This window comes from Jannaschia pagri (assembly GCF_019655435.1).
GTDB classification, from domain to species: Bacteria; Pseudomonadota; Alphaproteobacteria; order Rhodobacterales; family Rhodobacteraceae; genus Jannaschia; species Jannaschia pagri.
In genome coordinates this window covers 369,942-386,807 of record NZ_BPFH01000003.1, presented here as the reverse complement: position 1 = coordinate 386,807, position 16,866 = coordinate 369,942, and the positions used below count along the sequence as shown (strand labels likewise).

At 62.8% G+C, this 16,866-nt stretch carries 18 protein-coding genes; 6 read left to right on the top strand and 12 right to left on the bottom strand.

The window, feature by feature from the left end; all coding sequences use genetic code 11:
- Window positions 1–144: 144 nt before the first annotated feature.
- From K5R33_RS09960 to K5R33_RS09945, 5 genes are all read right to left on the bottom strand, one after another.
- Complete coding sequence (locus tag K5R33_RS09960) at window positions 145–1,710, bottom strand: ABC transporter substrate-binding protein (RefSeq protein WP_220748874.1); 1,566 nt, start codon at window positions 1,708–1,710, stop codon at window positions 145–147.
- A 1,150-nt stretch (window positions 1,711–2,860) separates the two neighbouring features.
- A complete protein-coding gene (locus K5R33_RS19065) occupies window positions 2,861–2,992 on the bottom strand; it encodes a hypothetical protein (RefSeq protein ID WP_255576300.1) in 132 nt (43 codons plus the stop codon).
- Between the two features lie 53 nt (window positions 2,993–3,045).
- Window positions 3,046–3,198 (bottom strand): hypothetical protein, encoded by a 153-nt coding sequence (locus K5R33_RS09955; RefSeq protein WP_220748873.1) that lies wholly within the window; start codon window positions 3,196–3,198, stop codon window positions 3,046–3,048.
- A 186-nt stretch (window positions 3,199–3,384) separates the two neighbouring features.
- Entirely contained in the window at window positions 3,385–3,522 is a 138-nt protein-coding gene (locus tag K5R33_RS09950; RefSeq protein ID WP_220748872.1) for a hypothetical protein, read from the bottom strand.
- Window positions 3,523–3,995: 473 nt separating this feature from the next.
- Window positions 3,996–4,166 (bottom strand): hypothetical protein, encoded by a 171-nt coding sequence (locus tag K5R33_RS09945; RefSeq protein WP_220748871.1) that lies wholly within the window; start codon window positions 4,164–4,166, stop codon window positions 3,996–3,998.
- Between the two features lie 2,585 nt (window positions 4,167–6,751).
- Between K5R33_RS09945 and K5R33_RS09940 the strand changes: the two genes are divergently transcribed.
- Window positions 6,752–7,045, top strand: a complete 294-nt coding sequence (locus tag K5R33_RS09940) for a hypothetical protein (protein WP_220748870.1) — start codon at window positions 6,752–6,754, stop codon at window positions 7,043–7,045.
- A gap of 400 nt (window positions 7,046–7,445) precedes the next feature.
- On the opposite strand, the gene K5R33_RS09935 is transcribed toward K5R33_RS09940, so the two are convergent.
- Entirely contained in the window at window positions 7,446–8,144 is a 699-nt protein-coding gene (locus K5R33_RS09935; protein WP_220748869.1) for a PaaX family transcriptional regulator C-terminal domain-containing protein, read from the bottom strand.
- Window positions 8,145–8,180: 36 nt separating this feature from the next.
- The gene (paaZ, locus tag K5R33_RS09930; protein WP_220748868.1) at window positions 8,181–10,199 is read right to left on the bottom strand and encodes a phenylacetic acid degradation bifunctional protein PaaZ; all 2,019 of its coding nucleotides are present in this window, start codon (window positions 10,197–10,199) and stop codon (window positions 8,181–8,183) included.
- A 79-nt stretch (window positions 10,200–10,278) separates the two neighbouring features.
- Here paaZ and paaG point away from each other — a divergent pair, with 79 nt between their 5' ends.
- The 5 genes from paaG (at window position 10,279) to K5R33_RS09905 (ending at window position 13,789) form a co-directional block, all read left to right on the top strand.
- A complete protein-coding gene (paaG, locus tag K5R33_RS09925) occupies window positions 10,279–11,055 on the top strand; it encodes a 2-(1,2-epoxy-1,2-dihydrophenyl)acetyl-CoA isomerase PaaG (RefSeq protein ID WP_220748867.1) in 777 nt (258 codons plus the stop codon).
- Window positions 11,052–11,480, top strand: coding sequence for a hydroxyphenylacetyl-CoA thioesterase PaaI (paaI, locus tag K5R33_RS09920; protein WP_220748866.1), 429 nt, complete (start codon window positions 11,052–11,054; stop codon window positions 11,478–11,480). Before paaG ends, paaI begins: the two co-directional genes overlap by 4 nt.
- On the top strand, window positions 11,477–12,775 hold the full coding sequence (paaK, locus tag K5R33_RS09915) for a phenylacetate--CoA ligase PaaK (protein ID WP_220748865.1): 1,299 nt from the start codon (window positions 11,477–11,479) through the stop codon (window positions 12,773–12,775). Before paaI ends, paaK begins: the two co-directional genes overlap by 4 nt.
- Before the next feature lie 52 nt (window positions 12,776–12,827).
- Window positions 12,828–13,415: a TetR/AcrR family transcriptional regulator gene (locus K5R33_RS09910; protein WP_220748864.1), complete on the top strand. Its 588-nt coding sequence runs from the start codon at window positions 12,828–12,830 to the stop codon at window positions 13,413–13,415.
- Between the two features lie 62 nt (window positions 13,416–13,477).
- Window positions 13,478–13,789 carry a YciI family protein gene (locus K5R33_RS09905; RefSeq protein WP_220748863.1) on the top strand — a complete coding sequence of 104 codons (312 nt, stop codon included), beginning with the start codon at window positions 13,478–13,480 and terminating at the stop codon, window positions 13,787–13,789.
- A gap of 109 nt (window positions 13,790–13,898) precedes the next feature.
- Here the strand turns inward: K5R33_RS09905 and K5R33_RS09900 are convergent, their stop codons facing one another.
- The 5 genes from K5R33_RS09900 to paaB are packed head-to-tail and all read right to left on the bottom strand — an operon-like array spanning window position 13,899 to window position 16,862.
- On the bottom strand, window positions 13,899–14,945 hold the full coding sequence (locus K5R33_RS09900) for a 2Fe-2S iron-sulfur cluster-binding protein (RefSeq protein WP_220748862.1): 1,047 nt from the start codon (window positions 14,943–14,945) through the stop codon (window positions 13,899–13,901).
- Window positions 14,942–15,289 (bottom strand): nuclear transport factor 2 family protein, encoded by a 348-nt coding sequence (locus K5R33_RS09895; protein WP_220748861.1) that lies wholly within the window; start codon window positions 15,287–15,289, stop codon window positions 14,942–14,944. The genes K5R33_RS09900 and K5R33_RS09895 overlap by 4 nt, the downstream gene beginning before the upstream one ends.
- 9 nt (window positions 15,290–15,298) lie before the next feature.
- A complete protein-coding gene (gene paaD / locus K5R33_RS09890) occupies window positions 15,299–15,823 on the bottom strand; it encodes a 1,2-phenylacetyl-CoA epoxidase subunit PaaD (protein ID WP_373314155.1) in 525 nt (174 codons plus the stop codon).
- Window positions 15,820–16,572 carry a 1,2-phenylacetyl-CoA epoxidase subunit PaaC gene (gene paaC / locus K5R33_RS09885; protein WP_220748859.1) on the bottom strand — a complete coding sequence of 251 codons (753 nt, stop codon included), beginning with the start codon at window positions 16,570–16,572 and terminating at the stop codon, window positions 15,820–15,822. Before paaC ends, paaD begins: the two co-directional genes overlap by 4 nt.
- Window positions 16,569–16,862: a 1,2-phenylacetyl-CoA epoxidase subunit PaaB gene (gene paaB, locus K5R33_RS09880; RefSeq protein WP_220748858.1), complete on the bottom strand. Its 294-nt coding sequence runs from the start codon at window positions 16,860–16,862 to the stop codon at window positions 16,569–16,571. The genes paaC and paaB overlap by 4 nt, the downstream gene beginning before the upstream one ends.
- Window positions 16,863–16,866: the final 4 nt, after the last annotated feature.

The window sequence follows — 16,866 nt, the reverse complement described above, 5'->3', positions numbered from 1 at the left end:
GGATTTGCCCCCCGGTGTCATGGGCCTTGTCCAAGGGCGTTGACGTCGATCAAACCGCGTCTCGGCACGGCACGAAACCGCCAACCTCCGGAACAAAAAAGGGGCCCGCATGGGGCCCCTCTCCTGATCGATTGTCTGAGACGATTAGTTCATCTCGAAGAACTTGAATTTGGGATCATCCTCTGGCGACACTTCCGTGCCCACGGTCTCGGCCATACCCCAGTTCAGCACCTGATGGTGCAGCGGCAGGTAGAGGGTCTCACCGTTCACGACCTCCCAGATCTTCGCGATGCTCTCGTTGCGCGCGTCCAGATCGGTTTCAGCGGCAAGGGACTTGATCATCTCATCGACCTCTGGGTTTGAGAACCCAGTGGGGTTCCACGATCCGCGATCATCGCCCTTGGTGTGGACCAGGAAGTTGAAGATGTACTCCGAGTCGTAGGTCGGAACACCCCACCCCAGCATGTAGAAATCCGTCGTCTCATTCTGGATCAGCGGGAAGTGCAGCGCCTTGGATTGGGCGTTCAGGTTCACGGTGATCCCGATCTGACCCAACATCCCCACGGCGGCCTGACAGATAGCCTCGTCGTTGACATAGCGGTCGTTGGGGCAATCCAACTGAACCGAGAAGCCATCGCCATACCCGGCCTCGGCCATCAGGGCCTTGGCGGCCTCGATATCGCCTTCGGGCGTGGCGTCCAGCGCTTCGGTCCAACCGTTGACGAAGGGCGGCATGATGACGCCCGTGGGCTGGGACTGGCCGCGCATCACGACGCGCTGGATCGCGTCACGGTTGATGGCCATGTTCATGGCCTCCCGCACCTTCACCTCAGCAAAGGGGTTCCCCTCGGTGGAGCGCAGGTCCTCGGACCCGGTATCCATCCCAAAGAAGATCGTGCGGTTTTGGGGCGCCGTCTTCACCACCAGACCATCGGTGTCGTTCACACGGCCAAGGTCTTGGACCGGCACGTCCTGGATGAAGTCCACCTCACCCGACAACAGGGCGGCCACCCGTGTCGCGGCGTTCTGGATCGGCGTGTATTCGATCTTGGTCACGGCCAGAGGAAACTCACCGATGCCCCAGTAATCGGGGTTGGCGTCCAACACCGTCTTCACGTCCGGCTCCCGCGAGGTGAGCGTATAGGCGCCCGTCCCGTTGGCGTTGGTCGCGGCAAAGGTCGTCTCGCCATTGGCGATGTCCTGCACCTTCGTGACACCGTTCGCCTCGGTCCAGGTTTTGTCCATGATGAACAGGTTGGTGAAATTGTTCGGCAGGATCGGGTTGGGCCCATCCGTCACAAACTCCACCGTCAGGTCATCCACGGCGCGCACCTCGGTGATCGAGGTCAGCAGTTCCTTCATGGCCGAGGTTTCGGACTTGGCCCGCTCAAAGCTGAACACAACGTCTTCGGCGGTGAAGGCACTGCCGTCGTGAAAGGTCACGCCTTCACGCAAGTTGAAGACCCAAACGGTCGGATCGTCGGCCTTGGGCGCCCAATCGGTGGCAAGCGCCGCCTGGAACGCCCCCGAATGGTCGCGGATGATCAGCGGCTCATAGATCTGATGCGCCAACGTGTGGGTCGGCCCTTCGTTCTGGGCATGGGGGTCTAGCGTGAGACTGTCACCAGCCCGCGCCCAGCGCAGGGTTTCCGCATTGGCGGCGCCAGCCACAAGGGCCAGCGTGGTCAAGATCGCGGTCGTGCGAAGCATATATCTCTCCCGGAGTTGCTTGGCGGAGCGTCGTTATCTGCGCCCCGATCATGGTTTCAGAGGAACACCCTTTCAGAGCATGCGCAAGGCGCAGACGGCCAGATCGTGACGGTCCCCCTACGCAACCTGCCGGACCCGTCGGGGTCTATCGCCCACGCCCGCGCGGGCGCTCCTGGGGCGGCATAGATCGACACCAAATCCACTAGCGGGCCGTGGTGGATGTATGGTCCGCGACCAAGCCGATGGAACAACAGCAGGGTTTCGGGAAAGGATCGAGTGCGCAGAGCCGCTGGTTGCGGCTGCCGCGCAGTCCGGTCTGAATATCGATGACCTTCAATACAGGTCCCGGCGAGCAGGCTATCGGTGCGGTTCCTCAAAACGTCGAACGCACCCCATCAACCAGTCGGGCTGCGGTGGCTGATGGACCTCCTACCCCAAAATAGAGTCCCAGCACAGCGGGCACCCATAGTCATATGGAGGCAGTTCAACACCTGGAACGACCCGACCCCGCCAGACGGGGAAGGTAGGCAACCTCGCACAAACAGGTTTGACCTCTGTTCGGCTCCGTCAGGGCCACGTCCAGCCGCGAAGGATCGGACAGGGCCGCAGCCGCCCGCGCCTCGGTTACTAAACCGTCCACTGCGCGACTTCATCGGCATTGGACGAGAACGCATCGACGTCAGCAAACAAAACTGCCGCCTCTTCAGCCCTTTCGTCCTCCCGACCGCCTTTGAGCAAATCTGACGGACGAGAGGCGCCTATCTCTGGAGCTAGAGCCGTCTTGTCCCGCCGGTCACCATGGCCACAGTAGGCTAGGGGTGCGCACCACACGCGTGATGCGCAACGCACAGATCCGCACCTTTACCCAAGGAATTGCCCCGCAGATTGCCAGGTCGAACAGATACACAACTTGCGCAGACGAGGACCGTCGGCATTTGCGATGACATCGCCCGAAGACGGTTCGATGTAGATCAAAGGGGCGGGCCCCGGAGGCCCCTACACGCTCACGCGCCCTTCGATCCGCGATGCCCAAGTAACCGGTACAGATCGTCGAGCGACAATCCTGGCAAGACGTCGACCGATCCGAGCGGCAAGGCCAAGGATCCACCCTACGCCAAGCTGATCTGCCCATCTTCGGCACCTCCTCAATCTAGCCTGTGAAGGGCGCACCGTTGAGCATTGCAACGAAGGTATTGGCCGGGTGGCGATCGTGCTGAGCAAGCGTGCCCACGTGCCGGATATGCCCAACCTCCATACTGACGATCCGGGTGGCCACGCTCATAGCCTTCGCCTGATTGCGACACTATTTCGCTGCCCACGGGACAACCGGCGGGGTTAGCGGTTCTGCAAAACAATCATGTCAAAGATGCCCACGACCTCTTCGATCCTGCGGATCTCATCGGCCTGCGACAGCTTCGAAGACCGTAATCCAAAGGCAATAATCCTAAGCGCGGAGGTACGCCGATAGATGTCGTAGGCCCGGACCACTCAGGCGATGTCCGGGTCTACCGGCTCAATCAGCGATACATCCCTGTCCCGATGTCAATCACGCCGTCCGAGATCTCCTCCAAATCGGTGACGGTCAAACTTCGGCATCGTCTCATCGTCAATCAGAACCCCGCCGCGACAGCGGTCAGAAACGCCAACATTCGAGCACAGTCCCCATACGGCACCTTAGATGACACGCTGCCCCTCACCCTCGCTGTCATTTCTATCGTTGAGGGGCGTGTGGCGCGTCTCATCCACTTGCAACAGGCTGCGATGATAGCCCCCACACCCATGGGAATTGACCCAGACTATCCGCAACGACATCCAGCGGCTCCGCATCTCAGAGCAAGACCCTCAATGCCGACGCACGATACTACGCAACCGCGCAATGCAGACCACGACCCCGATCGCCAAACACCGTCCTCAGGTCTGCTTCGATAGAAAGTTATTTCAGAACCCTAGTTACCCGTCTGGCCTTCTGCCCTCATCGTCCGAGCAACGTCATCCAGGGCACAGCCGCCTCCTTTCGATGTCCCCCAAATATGTCGGGGGTACGGGGGCAGAGCCCCCGCCAGTCGGACGGCGTAGTCCGTTCGACCCTTATCTCTTCGAACCCACCCAATAATGAGCCACTGGACAAAAGGGTCGCTAGGATAATCAAAGCGGGCCGTCCTAAGAGCATGGCCACGTCTCGACAAATCTGGCACGCATTTAGGCTGGCGATCCGAGACACCAAATGAAGTCTTTGGACAGACTCTCGAGGAACCGCGTCATTAGGCAGATACCAAAAACCATCGTCAGACCACGAAGATGACGGCCAGATAGCTGTCGCGCCCACGGAACCAACCGTCTTCCAGGACATAGCGCTCGCTCTCCGACGTAGGCCCACTAAGGATGAGGTTCACGTTGGAGACCTCGAGCAACCACGTCAGCGAGCTGCAGAGCACATGGGCGATGGACGTCACCATAAGCAAACCGCCGAGACACAGCAGAACCCCGTAGACTACCTTAACGCTTCTCCGGAGCGCCGGGTCTTAGACTCAGCCAAAGCGGTGCCGATCAAGGCGCCCACGCTCCAGAGATGGGCCGGCGTCAATAGATCGATCATGATCTCCTTCAGGACAGTTCAAGTCGCGAGGCCGCCGATCTGCGCCGTCTCGTCGTAACTGCACAGGACCGTGCGCAAGTCGGCCATGACGTTTATGACCTGAAACCAGAGGCCGGCTCAAAGCCAGCAAGTAGTTAGAAATCCAATGTACACCGGCTGATAGAACCAGCGTCATCCCCGGGCTCTGGCAATGTCGGTTGTCGTCAACGGCGAGAAATACGGCATCCAAACGATGCCCTGGACGAACCAAAGCTTGCCCAAGGGGCAGGCGATGATGAACAACAGAGGGGGCTCCGACGAGCAGGTGACGGAAGGTGTATAGAAAGAACCTCCAAGGGACCGGTTTGGTCCAATGCTTCTCGCAGGTATCGAGCCGCGCCCACACCCGCGCACCGACCATGTCCCAGTCATGGACCGGGGTCAGCGTAGCGTTGGCAGTGGGATAAAAGGCTAGTGGCCCAAGAGAACAGAATCCGCATGACGGGGCACGGCGAAGCCAATGTGATCTGCTTCTGTTGGGTGGTGAGGTTACTGAAGAGTGTTGTTATGACGCCATGGGGTCAGTCGCCCTGCCCCGGACCTGCTCCGGGGCCCACACCTCAAGGGGGCGCCCCAAACAAGCGGGGCCCCGGCGCGGGGCCGGGGCGGGGCCATCATAAGTCAGCGTGGAACCCGTCGAAGATGTGGTGCTCGACTTTTGCCGCGTTGACAATGCTTCCGACGGGGCCATCCCCGCCAAGCCAAACACGCTTTATCATCTTGACCATGGGCTATCGCTAAACGCTCTCGTTGGCACACATCTTCGCGTCAGCGTTATCCCGCGCGCAAGTGAACGGCTCAAACGTGCCAACGCTCACTCTGGCCTCAATCAGTTTGACCCTCGGCGATGCGGACGGTCTCCGACTGTATTGAGCGAGAACTTCATACGAGCGTCAGACGGCCCAACCACCGTTTTGGGTGTGATCGCAATCGCCTAACACGCTAAGTCACTCATCCGTATCCCTGGCAGTTTGTCTGACAGATCCGTCACGCTCCATTGCGGTGCCGAGCCCCGTTGAGCGAGTGACTGAGAACTGCGGCGTTGAAATGCAGCCCCATGCTGCCGAGCTAAACGGCGGCCTGGCGTCATTGCGCGAAGCCGATGTCCGTTATGGAGTCTAGACCAACAATACACTAGCAAGGTTTCTACGGCGACCAGCCATGCGTTGGTGCTGTCTTTCAACGTGCGACAATCACCGCGCTAGCTTTATCCACCACTGTGGCGCACCAGCACTCCGCGAAACGGGTGGCGACCCGGCGCCATCATTCCCCCCTTCGAGCCGACCCGATTAAGGTGTTCGGCGCCGTCCTTCTACGTCAGCTATGATTTCGCTCTAATCGCCCAGCGTCCGCAGCGGGCTGCCGATCAAGTCAGCCATGAACAGCCGCTTGTCATACAATAGCGCAAGGGAGTTAGCAGCCGTGGACAAGGCCCGGTATTGAGTGGCCCGCGTTCACAGCCTGGACCAGGGGAAGGAACTCTCCGTTCACCGCTTTTGCCGGGAGAGTTCCGGCTAGGAGCAACTTGATCGGGTTGACGTCGGCGCAATCATTCAGTCAGTCATCGAATAGTTCCGCCATCTGTCGTCCTTCGCCCGCTGGGATCACGGTGGCAACCATTCTTAGATAATCGGCGTGAGACGCAGGGCCGAGGCCAAGACATGGCATTAGAGCGTCTGCACCCATGCCGTAAGCAGTCTCAAGGCTGAGCCAAAGGGCGATGGGGTGATGCGTTTCGACGGTCACTAGCGCGAATGGCGCGGGCTGCCTTTGCGGCTATACGCTGTGAATGCCAAACGGCCTTCTACCTTTGGGTTGGGTGTACGCTCCGGCGCGTTCTTTGCGGCCTTGCTCCATCTGACCTGCGGTTTGGCGTGAGACGGGTAACGTACGCCCTCCGTTCCTAATGCGACGTCAGTGCGCGCGGCTCTTCTTTAGATCAAAGGGACGGATTTGAACGCTACGCCGCCGGCCCTTGGTTATTTGTTTGGCCGAGCGTGACCTTGTCTGTCCCATCTGGGCAGACTGGCATTATCGTCTGGGTCCAATCTCCCCGATTGAACCGAGTGATGCCTCGCGCTGTTTGCCAACGTTTCGGACACGCTTGCTACGGCGAAGACCGACGGTAAGACGGCAGCAATCTCGGCATGCACCCCTTGGCACCACCGTTTTTGACCACAAGCGAAGTGACCGGCGCAGCAAACGACGCGAGACCGCCGCTGAAAACAACCCCGGTCGCCTGCGGCGAGGATAGTGAAGCCGTAAACAGGTGCCGCCACGAAGATGCGGGATTGTCCCAACCCTGTGCGAAGCTTGCCGTTTGGAGGCTGGAAAGTGATAGCTTGGACCTAGCAGGCGCCGCACCAGACGTGTCCAGGATACGCGTTGCCGTCGGGACGCACCCGAATGGCCCACGAGATGGGAACGATCAGCTTGGATGTGATTGAAGTAGAGACTACCTCGCGCGACAACCCGGCGGGGATTGCGGCCTTCGATAACTCTATCATCGGTACTTTTGCCGGGCACCTCCCGATCAGCCTGTCCAACAAGCTGCCCCCACTGCAAGCCTGGACGCCCGTCAGTGGAACGCTCCTCACGCTGCACTATCGCCGCCGAGACAATTGGGGCCAGGCAAACACGCCCTATGCCCAGCTATTGCTCCGGCGCCTAGGATTACATCCGCTTGCACAAGGCGCTTAGCCTGTACTTCGCCAAATCCTGGCACAACGCCTACGCTCCTTCTATCCATGGTAGGCATAGGCGAGCCACGGTGATCGGTGCGCCATAATTGGCTGAGATCGCGATTGGGCCGCTCACACCCCGCGCCGTCTGTCTGATGCGACCCTGGTCCGACCTCGCGATGGCGCCCAGACTGTGCAAAGGCCTCCGGCTGCCAGCGGAGATCCCGCTGATCATCTCAAGCTATTCACTTTCAAGTCCGAAGGCGCAGTTCGGCGAGGTATGCGCGGGATTGCTGGCGGTTTTCGGCTACGCGCGTTTGGTTCTAGCCATCTGAGGAGGACGGATCAATTTCGCCGTAGTCCTCCAGAGCATGGATCGGAACCACCCTGATCTTGGGCACGCCCCTTCTGACCAACTACTAGAGCGTATCCACAGCAGGTGCGGGCAGGCGCGCGAGGAGGGTCTGAAACAGGCCCCGCGCTTGGCGAATGTCGTCTCCGCCCGGCAAAGCGAAATCGGGCAGATCGGGCAGGCGTAGGGCGACCCGGCGCCAGGTATGCACGACGAGAATGCGAAGAGCCGCGATCTGTATAGGCTCTAACACTGGGGTTTTGGCCAATTCCGCCTGGAGCGCGGCGAACCGGCGCCGCGTGTCTGCGGCAAGCTCTGCCGTGCCCTCCCGGCAGGTCTGCGCCCGCAGCCAATCCGGCGGGGCGGTGCTCAAGGGGACGCTCCATTCATTAGTCGGGGGAGTGGGGGCAAGCACAGCACCGCCGTCGTCCCTCAGAACCAGATAGGCCCGTGAGCCACCATGGACCCCATAAATCTTAGGGCTGGCCGCCCTGGACTGCCGCAACCCCTCCTCGGTCAACACATAGAGGGAATGGCGTCCCGCGCGCCGGGCGCTCACCCAATTGTCCTTGCGCAAACGGTGCAGCGCCACGCGCAGGGCTTCGGGTCTGATCCCAATGGGCGCGCAGAGCCGTGACAGCAGTGGTGATCCGACCTCCTGCCCCGGGACGCGCGCCAAATCGCCAAAAACAGTCACTAACACAGACCACGTGCGATGGGTCTGGCCGTCCCGTAGGTGAGCGATCAGCCTGTCAAAGTCATCCATGGCTCCGGTGTAGGGACGGCGCGCGCCGGTGCCAAGTCATCCGCCACGGGCAACCATGGTCAAAAGATCGTATTCCGCCACGACATCATCGGCACCGTCGACCACCTCAACGGCCCAGCGCACCTCACCGTAGTCATCGGTGCGTGGTGTCTTGCCCTTGACCGTCAGATGCACGCGGATCGAGGCGCCCGCCTCGACCGGTTTCAGAAAGCGCAGGGCATCCAACCCGGTATTGGCGAGGACCGGCCCTTCCGCAGGGTCGACAAACAGCCCCGCCGCGAACGACAGGATCAGATAGCCATGGGCAACCCGCCCGGGGAAGAACGGGTTCCGCGTAGCAGCCTCAGCATCCATGTGCGCGTAGAAGGTGTCGCCCGTAAAGGCCGCGAAATGCTCGATATCCTCTAGCGTCACAGTCCGTGCGTCCGTGGTCAGACGCTCCCCAATGGTGAGGTCGTCGAAGGTGCGGCGGAACGGGTGGGTAGGGCCTGGATGTGTCTCGGCACCGGTCACATGGCGGGATCCGATGGCCTGTAGCAGGGTGGGGCTGCCCTGCACCGCCGTGCGTTGCATGTAGTGCAGAACGCCCCGTACACCACCCAATTCCTCTCCGCCGCCCGCGCGACCGGGACCGCCATGGACCATATGGGGCATGGGGCTGCCGTGGCCCGTTGCCTCGCCCATGCTGTCGCGGTTGTTGAAATACAGCCGTCCATGCCAGGCCGCCATGCCCTGCACGGCCTGCTGCGCCACAGCCGGGTCATGGGTGATAACCGAGGCGACGAGGCTCCCCTGCCCCCGATTGGCCAGCGCGATGGCGTGGTCCATGTCGCGGTAGGGCATAACGGTCGAGACGGGGCCAAAAGCCTCGGTGTCGTGAAGGCGCGCGGCAGCATCCGGGTCTGCGCAGTGGAACAACATTGGTTGCAGGAAGGCGCCGGGTGCTTCTGCGAAACGGTCCGGGTCGCCGAACACCCGCTCCGCCTCGGCGTCCAGGGTGCGCACCTTCTCCAGCACGTCTGCCTTCTGCGCCCGCGACACCAGCGCGCCCATGCGCGTCCCTTCGACCTGCGGGTCGCCTACGGTGATCTTGGACAGGCGCGCCGACAGCGCGGCGACAACGGCCTCCGTCCGGTCGGCGGAGGCCAGGATGCGACGGGTCGCCGTGCACTTTTGCCCGGCCTTGGTGGTGATCTCGCGGGCCGCCTCCTTGATGAACAGGTCGAACTCTGGTGTGCCAGGCAGGGCATCCGGCCCCAAGATCGACGCGTTCAGACTGTCCTGCTCCGCCACGAAGCGCACCGATTGACGCAGCAGGTTTGGGTTGGACCGCAGGTGCAGGGCCGTGGCCGCAGACCCCGTGAACCCGACGGCGTCCTGCGGGCCCAGCCTGTCGAGCATATCGCCCAGCCCTCCGGTCACCAGTTGCAACGCGCCTTCGGGCAGCAGCCCGCTGTCGAGCATCAGTCGCACTGCCAATTCCGTGACATAACAGGTGGCCGTCGCCGGTTTCACGATGGCAGGGACGCCCGCCAGTAGGGTCGGGGCCAGCTTTTCCAGCATCCCCCAGACCGGGAAGTTGAAGGCATTGATCTGGACGGCCACACCTTGCAGCGGCACGCAGACGTGCTGTCCCAGGAAAGTGCCGTCGCGGCTGAGCTGTTCCGGCGGACCATCAAGGTAGACATGGGCATCGGGCATCTCACGCCGTCCCTTAGACGCAAAGACAAACATCGTCCCGATACCGCCATCCACGTCGATCAGATGGTCCGCCTGTGTCGCCCCCGTCGCAAAGCTGAGGTCGTAGAGCGCTTGGCGGTGCTCTCGCAGATGCAAGGCCAGCGCTTTGAGCATCCGAGCCCGGTCATGGAACGTCATCACCCGCAGGGCCGCACCCCCGACGCGCCGTGCGTGGTCCAGCATGGCTTCGGCGTCGATCACGCCACCTGCCTCGGCCATGGGGGCGCCGGTCACGGCGTGTTCGATCAGCCGCGCCTCAGGGCCCGGGGGCACCCAGCGGCCTTCGGCGAAGCTATGGACCTGCATCAGCGACATGGACGTCTCCTCCCCGTTTGAAAGTATTATTGACCGTCCGGTCGGTTTAATGCAACCGTTCCCGCGGGAGGATATCGCGATGCAGGACTCTGTTCTGATCACGGACCATGGCGCTTGGGTCGAGGTAATGCTGAACCGGCCCGAGCGGCTGAACGCGTTCAATGACGACATGCATGCGGCCTTGCGCGCGGCGGTGGATGGGGCGGCGACCAAGCGCGCCCTGCTGCTGACAGGGGCCGGGCGCGGTTTCTGTGCGGGGCAGGACCTGGGCGACCGCGACCCGGCCAAGATGGACGGCCCACCGGATCTGGGCGCGACCCTGACCCAAAACTACAACCCACTGGTGCGCGCCTTGCGGGCGCTGCCGCTGCCGGTGATCTGTGCCGTGAATGGCGTAGCAGCGGGAGCGGGCGCAAACCTGGCCTTGGCCTGTGACATCGTTTTGGCCGCCGAAGACGCGCGCTTTATCCAATCCTTCTCCAAAGTCGGATTGATCCCCGATGCGGGCGGGTCGTGGCAGTTGACGCGCCGTCTTGGGGAGGCGCGGGCCAAGGCCCTGGCCATGACGGCAACCCCGATCACGGGCGCCCAAGCCGCCGATTGGGGTCTCATCTGGCAAGCCCTCCCCGGAGATGCGTTGATGGACGCGGCACGGGCGCTGACGGCGCGCTTGGCAGAGGGGCCAACCAACGGTCTGGCCGCCGCGAAAGTGGCGATCCAAGCGGCGGGCAGCCAAGACCTAGACACACATTTGGCCCTGGAAGCGGAGCTTCAGCGCGCCTGCGGGCAGCATCCGAATTATGCAGAGGGTGTCGCGGCCTTTCTGGCCAAACGCGCACCGAGGTTCACACCATGACCCCCGAGACCCGCGCCAGCCGCGCCGCAGACGCCATGTGGAATCGCGACGCCGCCTCCCAATGGTTGGGGATGGAGCGTGTCGCGGTCGGCGAAGGCACAGCCACCCTCCGGCTGACGATCGCCGCGCACCATTGCAACGGCCATGGGACCTGCCACGGCGGTGTGATCTTTGCCCTGGCCGACAGCGCCTTCGCCTTTGCCTGCAACAGCCGAAATGAGGTGACCGTCGCCCAACATGCCCAGGTCAGCTTCATCGCGCCTGGACGCCTGGGCGACTGTCTGACGGCGGAGGCAAAAGAAGTCTCTAAACAAGGGAAAAACGGCATCTACGACGTGCGCGTGACCGGCCCGAGCGGCGTCGTGGCCGAGTTTCGCGGCATGTCCCGCACCATCCGTGGCCAGGTGTTCGAGGAGGCCCCATGAAAGACCTAACCCCCGCCCCCGGATCCCTGGACCCGGCAGAAACACTGGACCGTGCGGACCTGGAAGCCCTGCAACTGACACGGTTGCGGCAGACGTTGCAGCACGTCTACGCCAATGTGCCGCTCTATCGCGCGAAGTTCGACGCCGCAGGGATCACGCCTGAGACGGTCACAACCTTGGCGGACCTCGCAAAGCTGCCCTTCACCACCAAGGACGACCTGCGCCAAAGCTATCCGTTCGACATGTTCGCCGTCCCGCGAGAGCGGATCGCCCGCGTCCATGCCTCCTCCGGCACGACGGGAAAGCCGACCGTGGTTGGATATACCGCCGAGGACATCGACCATTGGGCCGATCTGGTGGCGCGCTGCCTAAGGGCCGCCGGGGTCCGGCCCGGGGATTTGGTCCACAATGCCTATGGATACGGCCTGTTCACAGGTGGGTTGGGTGCCCACTACGGGATCGAGCGACTGGGTGCGACGGTCATCCCCATGTCGGGCGGGCAAACCGCGCGGCAGGTCCAGCTGATCGAGGATTTTCGACCAAAAGCCATCCTGGTCACGCCGTCCTATATGCTCAACATCCTGGAGGAGTACCGACACCAAGGCCTGGATCCCCGCACCTGTCCGTTGGAGGTCGGGATCTTTGGCGCGGAACCCTGGACCCCCGCCATGCGTGCCGAAATCGAGACAGCGTTCGACATGCATGCGGTCGATATCTACGGCCTCTCGGAGGTGATGGGCCCCGGCGTCGCCCAGGAATGCGTCGACACCAAGGATGGGCTGCACATCTGGGAGGATCACTTCTTGCCAGAAGTGATCGACCCCAAAACCGGCGCCGTCCTTCCCGACGGAAAGGAGGGGGAACTGGTCTTCACCACCCTGACAAAGACCGGAATGCCCGTCATACGCTACCGCACGCGGGACCTGACGCGGTTGATGCCGGGCACTGTTCGCACCCATCGCCGGATGCAGAAGGTGACGGGCCGGTCCGATGACATGATCATCCTGCGCGGGGTGAATGTCTTTCCCACGCAGATCGAAGAACGGGTGTTGGCCACACCCGGTTTGGCCCCGTATTTCCAGATCGAGCTTGTGAAGCAGGGACAGATGGACGCCATGCGCGTCCATGTCGAACCGCTGCCTGGGGGCGACGCAGAGGCGTGCAAACAGTCTCTGCAAAAGGCGATCAAGGATATCGTCGGTGTGTCCTGCGATATCATAGCAGCGGACCCCGGCGGGGTGGAGCGCTCCCAGGGGAAGGCGCGGCGCGTCGTGGACAACCGGTCGAAATCGTGATGCATCGCGCCCTCGCCCCCGCCGGTTCGGCCCCCACCACAGGAGACAGATGATGGCGCGCACCATCGCCCGAGACCACGATGCCAAACGAGCTGCTATTCTGCGCGGCGCCGCCCGCGTCTTTGCGGAGCAGGGCTATGCCCGGGCGTCCATGGCCCAGGTGGCGGCGGAATGCGGGGTGTCCAAGGCGAACCTGTATCACTACCACACCAGCAAAGACGCCCTGCTGTTCGATATCCTGGACAGTTATCTGTCGACCCTGCGCGCGCGTCTCTGTGACACGCCGCTGCCCCAGGACCCGGGCGCTGCCCTCACAAGCCTGCTGACCGAGACCCTTCTGGCCTACGAGGGGATGGATCACGAACACCGAATCCAGACCGAGGGGATGGCCGTTCTACCGCCCGCCCAGGTGCAGATCCTGCGCGGGTATCAGCGCGACATGGTGCGTCGCCTGTCCGATGTCCTCCAACAGACCACCCCAAGTCTGGAGGGCGACACCCTGCGACAGGCCACCATGAGCGTATTCGGGATGCTCAACTGGTTCTACATGTGGTCGCCCAATGCGGATGCGGAGGCCCGCCGCGCCTACGCCAAAACTGTTGCCGCCCTGACCCTTGGCGGGATCAGCCGCCTACCGTAGGATCGGCTGACGAGATGACCGCCTCTGCCGATCCTCCTAAGCACCATCCAGCGGAGCCGCCCATGCCCCCCATTCCCCAAGGACAGACCCTTTTCGTCGTGGACCTGCACTATGTCGTGCCCCTCGACACGGTCGAAACCCATATCGACGCGCATGTTGACTGGTTGGAGGCCTGCTACGCACGCGGCCTCTTCCTGGCCTCGGGGGCAAAGGTCCCGCGAACCGGGGGTGTCATCATCGCCACGGCGGCCAGCAAGGCGGAGCTGGAAGGCGTTCTCGATCAAGACCCGTTCAAGCGCGCCGGTGTAGCGGAATACCGCGTGACGGAGTTCAACCCAAGCATGACTGCGCCCGGCTTGAAGTCCGAGACCTGATTGCCCCGCACCATGGCAGGTCGGGTTTTAGAACCGTGCGCTGGCAACCTCCCATGACGGGCTGGTCCCGCCCTTCATAGGGTCTGACAACGGTCCCCGGGCGAACGGGTCAATGGCCGACGTCGTAGTCGACCACGACACGGTCGGACAACGGATAGGCTTGGCAGGACAGCACGTATCCATGGGCGACTTCATCGTCTTCGAGGGCGTGGTTTTGCACCATTTCGACCTCACCCTCGACCACGCGGCACATGCAGGTCGAACAAACCCCAGCTTTGCAGGCGTAAGGCGCGTCGATCGCGTTCTCCAAGGCAGCCTCCAGCAGGCTTTGGTCCCTCTCCATGGTCACGACATGGGCTGCGCCGTCCAGGCGTAGGGTCACCTCGGTCGGTTTGGCCGCCACAGTGGCCCGAGTGATTTGGGGCAGCCGTCCGGTTTGGGTCCCCACAAAGCGCTCCGTCTGGATGCGCTCGGGCGGCAGACCGTGGGCGACCAACCGCTCCACCGCCACGTCCATCATACTCTCCGGTCCGCACAGGAAGGCCTCATCCACCGTATCGATCTGCACCCAAGCGGCAAATAAGGCGTCCAGCTTCGCCCCATCCAATCGCCCGGTGAACAACGGGATATCCTGCGCGTCCTGTTTCAACACATGCACGACAGCCAAGCGCGTGAGAAACCGGGACTTCAGATCATCTAGCTCCGTCTGGAACATGATCGTGTTCACGGCCCGGTTGCCATAGAGCAGCGTCACACGACCACCCGCCTGGAGGAGCGCCTGGGCAATGGACAAAACCGGCGTGATCCCAGACCCTACCGCGATCAGAAGCGTGTGTTTCCCTGTATTAGGCTCTATTTCCGGCGTGAAGCGCCCCATGGGGAGCATGGCGTCGATCCGGTCTCCGGGGGCCAAGGCCTCATTGGCCCAGGTGCTAAAGGCGCCGCCGTCCACCCGCTTAATCCCCACCTGCAAGGCCTCGCCAGGGGCCGCGCAGATGGAGTAGCTGCGCCGCACCTCAACGCCTTCAAACAGGCGTCGAAAGGTCAGGTATTGGCCCGCTCGAAACTCAAATCCCGGCGCCGGGTCAAAGGTCACCACGACGGCATCGCGCGTCGTCTTACGCACCTCGGCGACAGTGAGCGGCTGAAACCTCATCCGTGGCGGAACAGCTTGGCCGTGATGAGCCAGGTGTCATCGGGCTGCCGCGTCAGGTGAAAATGATTGGTAAACGACAGGCCGAGCAGGTTCTGCTCCGCCACCACCGCTGTGGCGATGGGCCCATCCTCAGTCACCGATTCAACCTGGGAGGCATAGTCCGGTCCAACCTCATTGGCGGCCAGCGCATCGAAAAACGGTTGCGGCCCCCCCATCAGATAGTCGGGGCCGAGCCACCCGGACATGATCGCCTGCGGGTGGAAGACGCCCTTGAGAGTGTCAATATCACGGGTGCGCGTCCCTTCGGTATAGCGGTCGAGGACGGAGCGAATGGCGTCGGACATGGGGCCTCCTCAGTGGCACTTGAAGTAATCGAAGGGTTCCAGGCAGGCGTCGCATTGCCAGGCCGATTTACAGGGCGTCGAGCCGAATTGGCTGACCCGACGGATGTTCGGGCTGCTGCACCGGGGGCAGGCGTCTGGGCCGGCGGCATGGGGCGGCGCGATGCCGTAGCGGCGCAGCTTGGCGCGCCCCTCCGCCGACAGCCAGTCCGTGGTCCAGGGCGGGTCGATTTGTGTCTCTAACACAGGCCGTAGCCCGGCATCCGCCAGGGCCAGTTCAATCGCCAGGGAAATGGCGCCCGTCGCGGGGCAGCCCGAATAGGTCGGCGTTATCGTCACCCGAGCGACACGACCCGTCAGGGTCACGGAGCGGACGATCCCAAGGTCTGTGATCGAAATCACGGGGATCTCCGGGTCGGGGATCTGCCGCAAAACGGCCCAAACCTCGGCCTCCGTCCTAGGTGTCGGCCCGGTGTGGCGCCGGGGTCTGTCGGCGGCGCTCCCGGGAACGGGCGCAGGCTGCGGGCGCGGGGTCACCAATTCGCCCCCGGATAGGCCCGATGCAACCATTGCATGGTCGTCAGCATATGGCCGAGATGCTCCGTATGGCGCGCGCCCGTCTTGCCGCCCTGGTGCGCGAAGGCTCCGTCGGGGACCGTCAGCGTCGCCTGGGCCAGGATGGGCAGAACCGCGTCGTCCCACGGCGCGCGCAACATATCCGGGACGGGGGCGCCGAATTCTGCAGCCGTAGCGGCATCCACCTCGTCCCCGATGAACATCTCGCCAACATAGGGCCACAACCGGTCCAGCGCGTCTTGCATCCGCCGGTGGCTTTCCTCGGTCCCATCCCCAAGACCAACGACCAATTCGGCGGATCGGTCGGCGTGGTAGGCGACCTCTTTCACGGCCTTGGCAGCGATCCCGGCCATACGGGCGTCCGAGACCTGCGTCAGACCGCGCAGCATCAAAAGATGCCAATGGTCGAACAGAAACGACCGCATGATCGTGCGACCAAAATCGCCGTTGGGCTGCTCCAACAACAAAAGGTTGCGAAAGTCCCAGACGTCGCGCCCCATGGCCAGATCGTCGGCGGTGCGCCCCTTGGCCTCGGCCTCGGCGGCGTAGCCCAGCCACATCTGCGTCTGCCCGATCAGGTCCAAGGCCGTGTTGGCGAGGGCGATATCCTCCTCCAACGCTGGCCCCCTCCCGCACCACTCCGACAGGCGGTGGCCCAACACCAGGGTGTTGTCACCCAGACGGGTCAGATAGGTCACCAGATCGCTCACATGGCCCCCACATCGTCCGGAATGTCGAAGAAGGTCGGATGGCGATAGGTCTTGTCATCCGCTGGATCGAACATCGGCCCTTTGTCCGATGGGTTTGACGCGGTGATCTGGACCGAGGGCACGACCCAGATGCTGACGCCCTCATAGCGCCGCGTGTAGACGTCACGGGCGTTCTTCATGGCCATCGCCGCATCTGCCGCATGCAGGGACCCCACATGCCGATGGCTCATTCCATGCTGCCCGCGGATGAACACCTCCCATAGGGGCCATTCGCGTTTTGCCGCTGTCATGTCG

Bases quoted from the DNA above. Each gene is read 5' to 3' on its own strand.
- K5R33_RS09960 (WP_220748874.1), bottom strand. From the start codon at position 1,710: ATGCTTCGCACGACCGCGATCTTGACCACGCTGGCCCTTGTGGCTGGC.
- K5R33_RS19065 (WP_255576300.1), bottom strand. From the start codon at position 2,992: ATGAGCGTGGCCACCCGGATCGTCAGTATGGAGGTTGGGCATATCCGG.
- K5R33_RS09950 (WP_220748872.1), bottom strand. From the start codon at position 3,522: ATGTCGTTGCGGATAGTCTGGGTCAATTCCCATGGGTGTGGGGGCTAT.
- K5R33_RS09945 (WP_220748871.1), bottom strand. From the start codon at position 4,166: ATGGTGACGTCCATCGCCCATGTGCTCTGCAGCTCGCTGACGTGGTTG.
- K5R33_RS09940 (WP_220748870.1), top strand. From the start codon at position 6,752: ATGGCCCACGAGATGGGAACGATCAGCTTGGATGTGATTGAAGTAGAG.
- K5R33_RS09935 (WP_220748869.1), bottom strand. From the start codon at position 8,144: ATGGATGACTTTGACAGGCTGATCGCTCACCTACGGGACGGCCAGACC.
- paaZ (WP_220748868.1), bottom strand. From the start codon at position 10,199: ATGTCGCTGATGCAGGTCCATAGCTTCGCCGAAGGCCGCTGGGTGCCC.
- paaG (WP_220748867.1), top strand. From the start codon at position 10,279: ATGCAGGACTCTGTTCTGATCACGGACCATGGCGCTTGGGTCGAGGTA.
- paaI (WP_220748866.1), top strand. From the start codon at position 11,052: ATGACCCCCGAGACCCGCGCCAGCCGCGCCGCAGACGCCATGTGGAAT.
- paaK (WP_220748865.1), top strand. From the start codon at position 11,477: ATGAAAGACCTAACCCCCGCCCCCGGATCCCTGGACCCGGCAGAAACA.
- K5R33_RS09910 (WP_220748864.1), top strand. From the start codon at position 12,828: ATGGCGCGCACCATCGCCCGAGACCACGATGCCAAACGAGCTGCTATT.
- K5R33_RS09905 (WP_220748863.1), top strand. From the start codon at position 13,478: ATGCCCCCCATTCCCCAAGGACAGACCCTTTTCGTCGTGGACCTGCAC.
- K5R33_RS09900 (WP_220748862.1), bottom strand. From the start codon at position 14,945: ATGAGGTTTCAGCCGCTCACTGTCGCCGAGGTGCGTAAGACGACGCGC.
- K5R33_RS09895 (WP_220748861.1), bottom strand. From the start codon at position 15,289: ATGTCCGACGCCATTCGCTCCGTCCTCGACCGCTATACCGAAGGGACG.
- paaB (WP_220748858.1), bottom strand. From the start codon at position 16,862: ATGACAGCGGCAAAACGCGAATGGCCCCTATGGGAGGTGTTCATCCGC.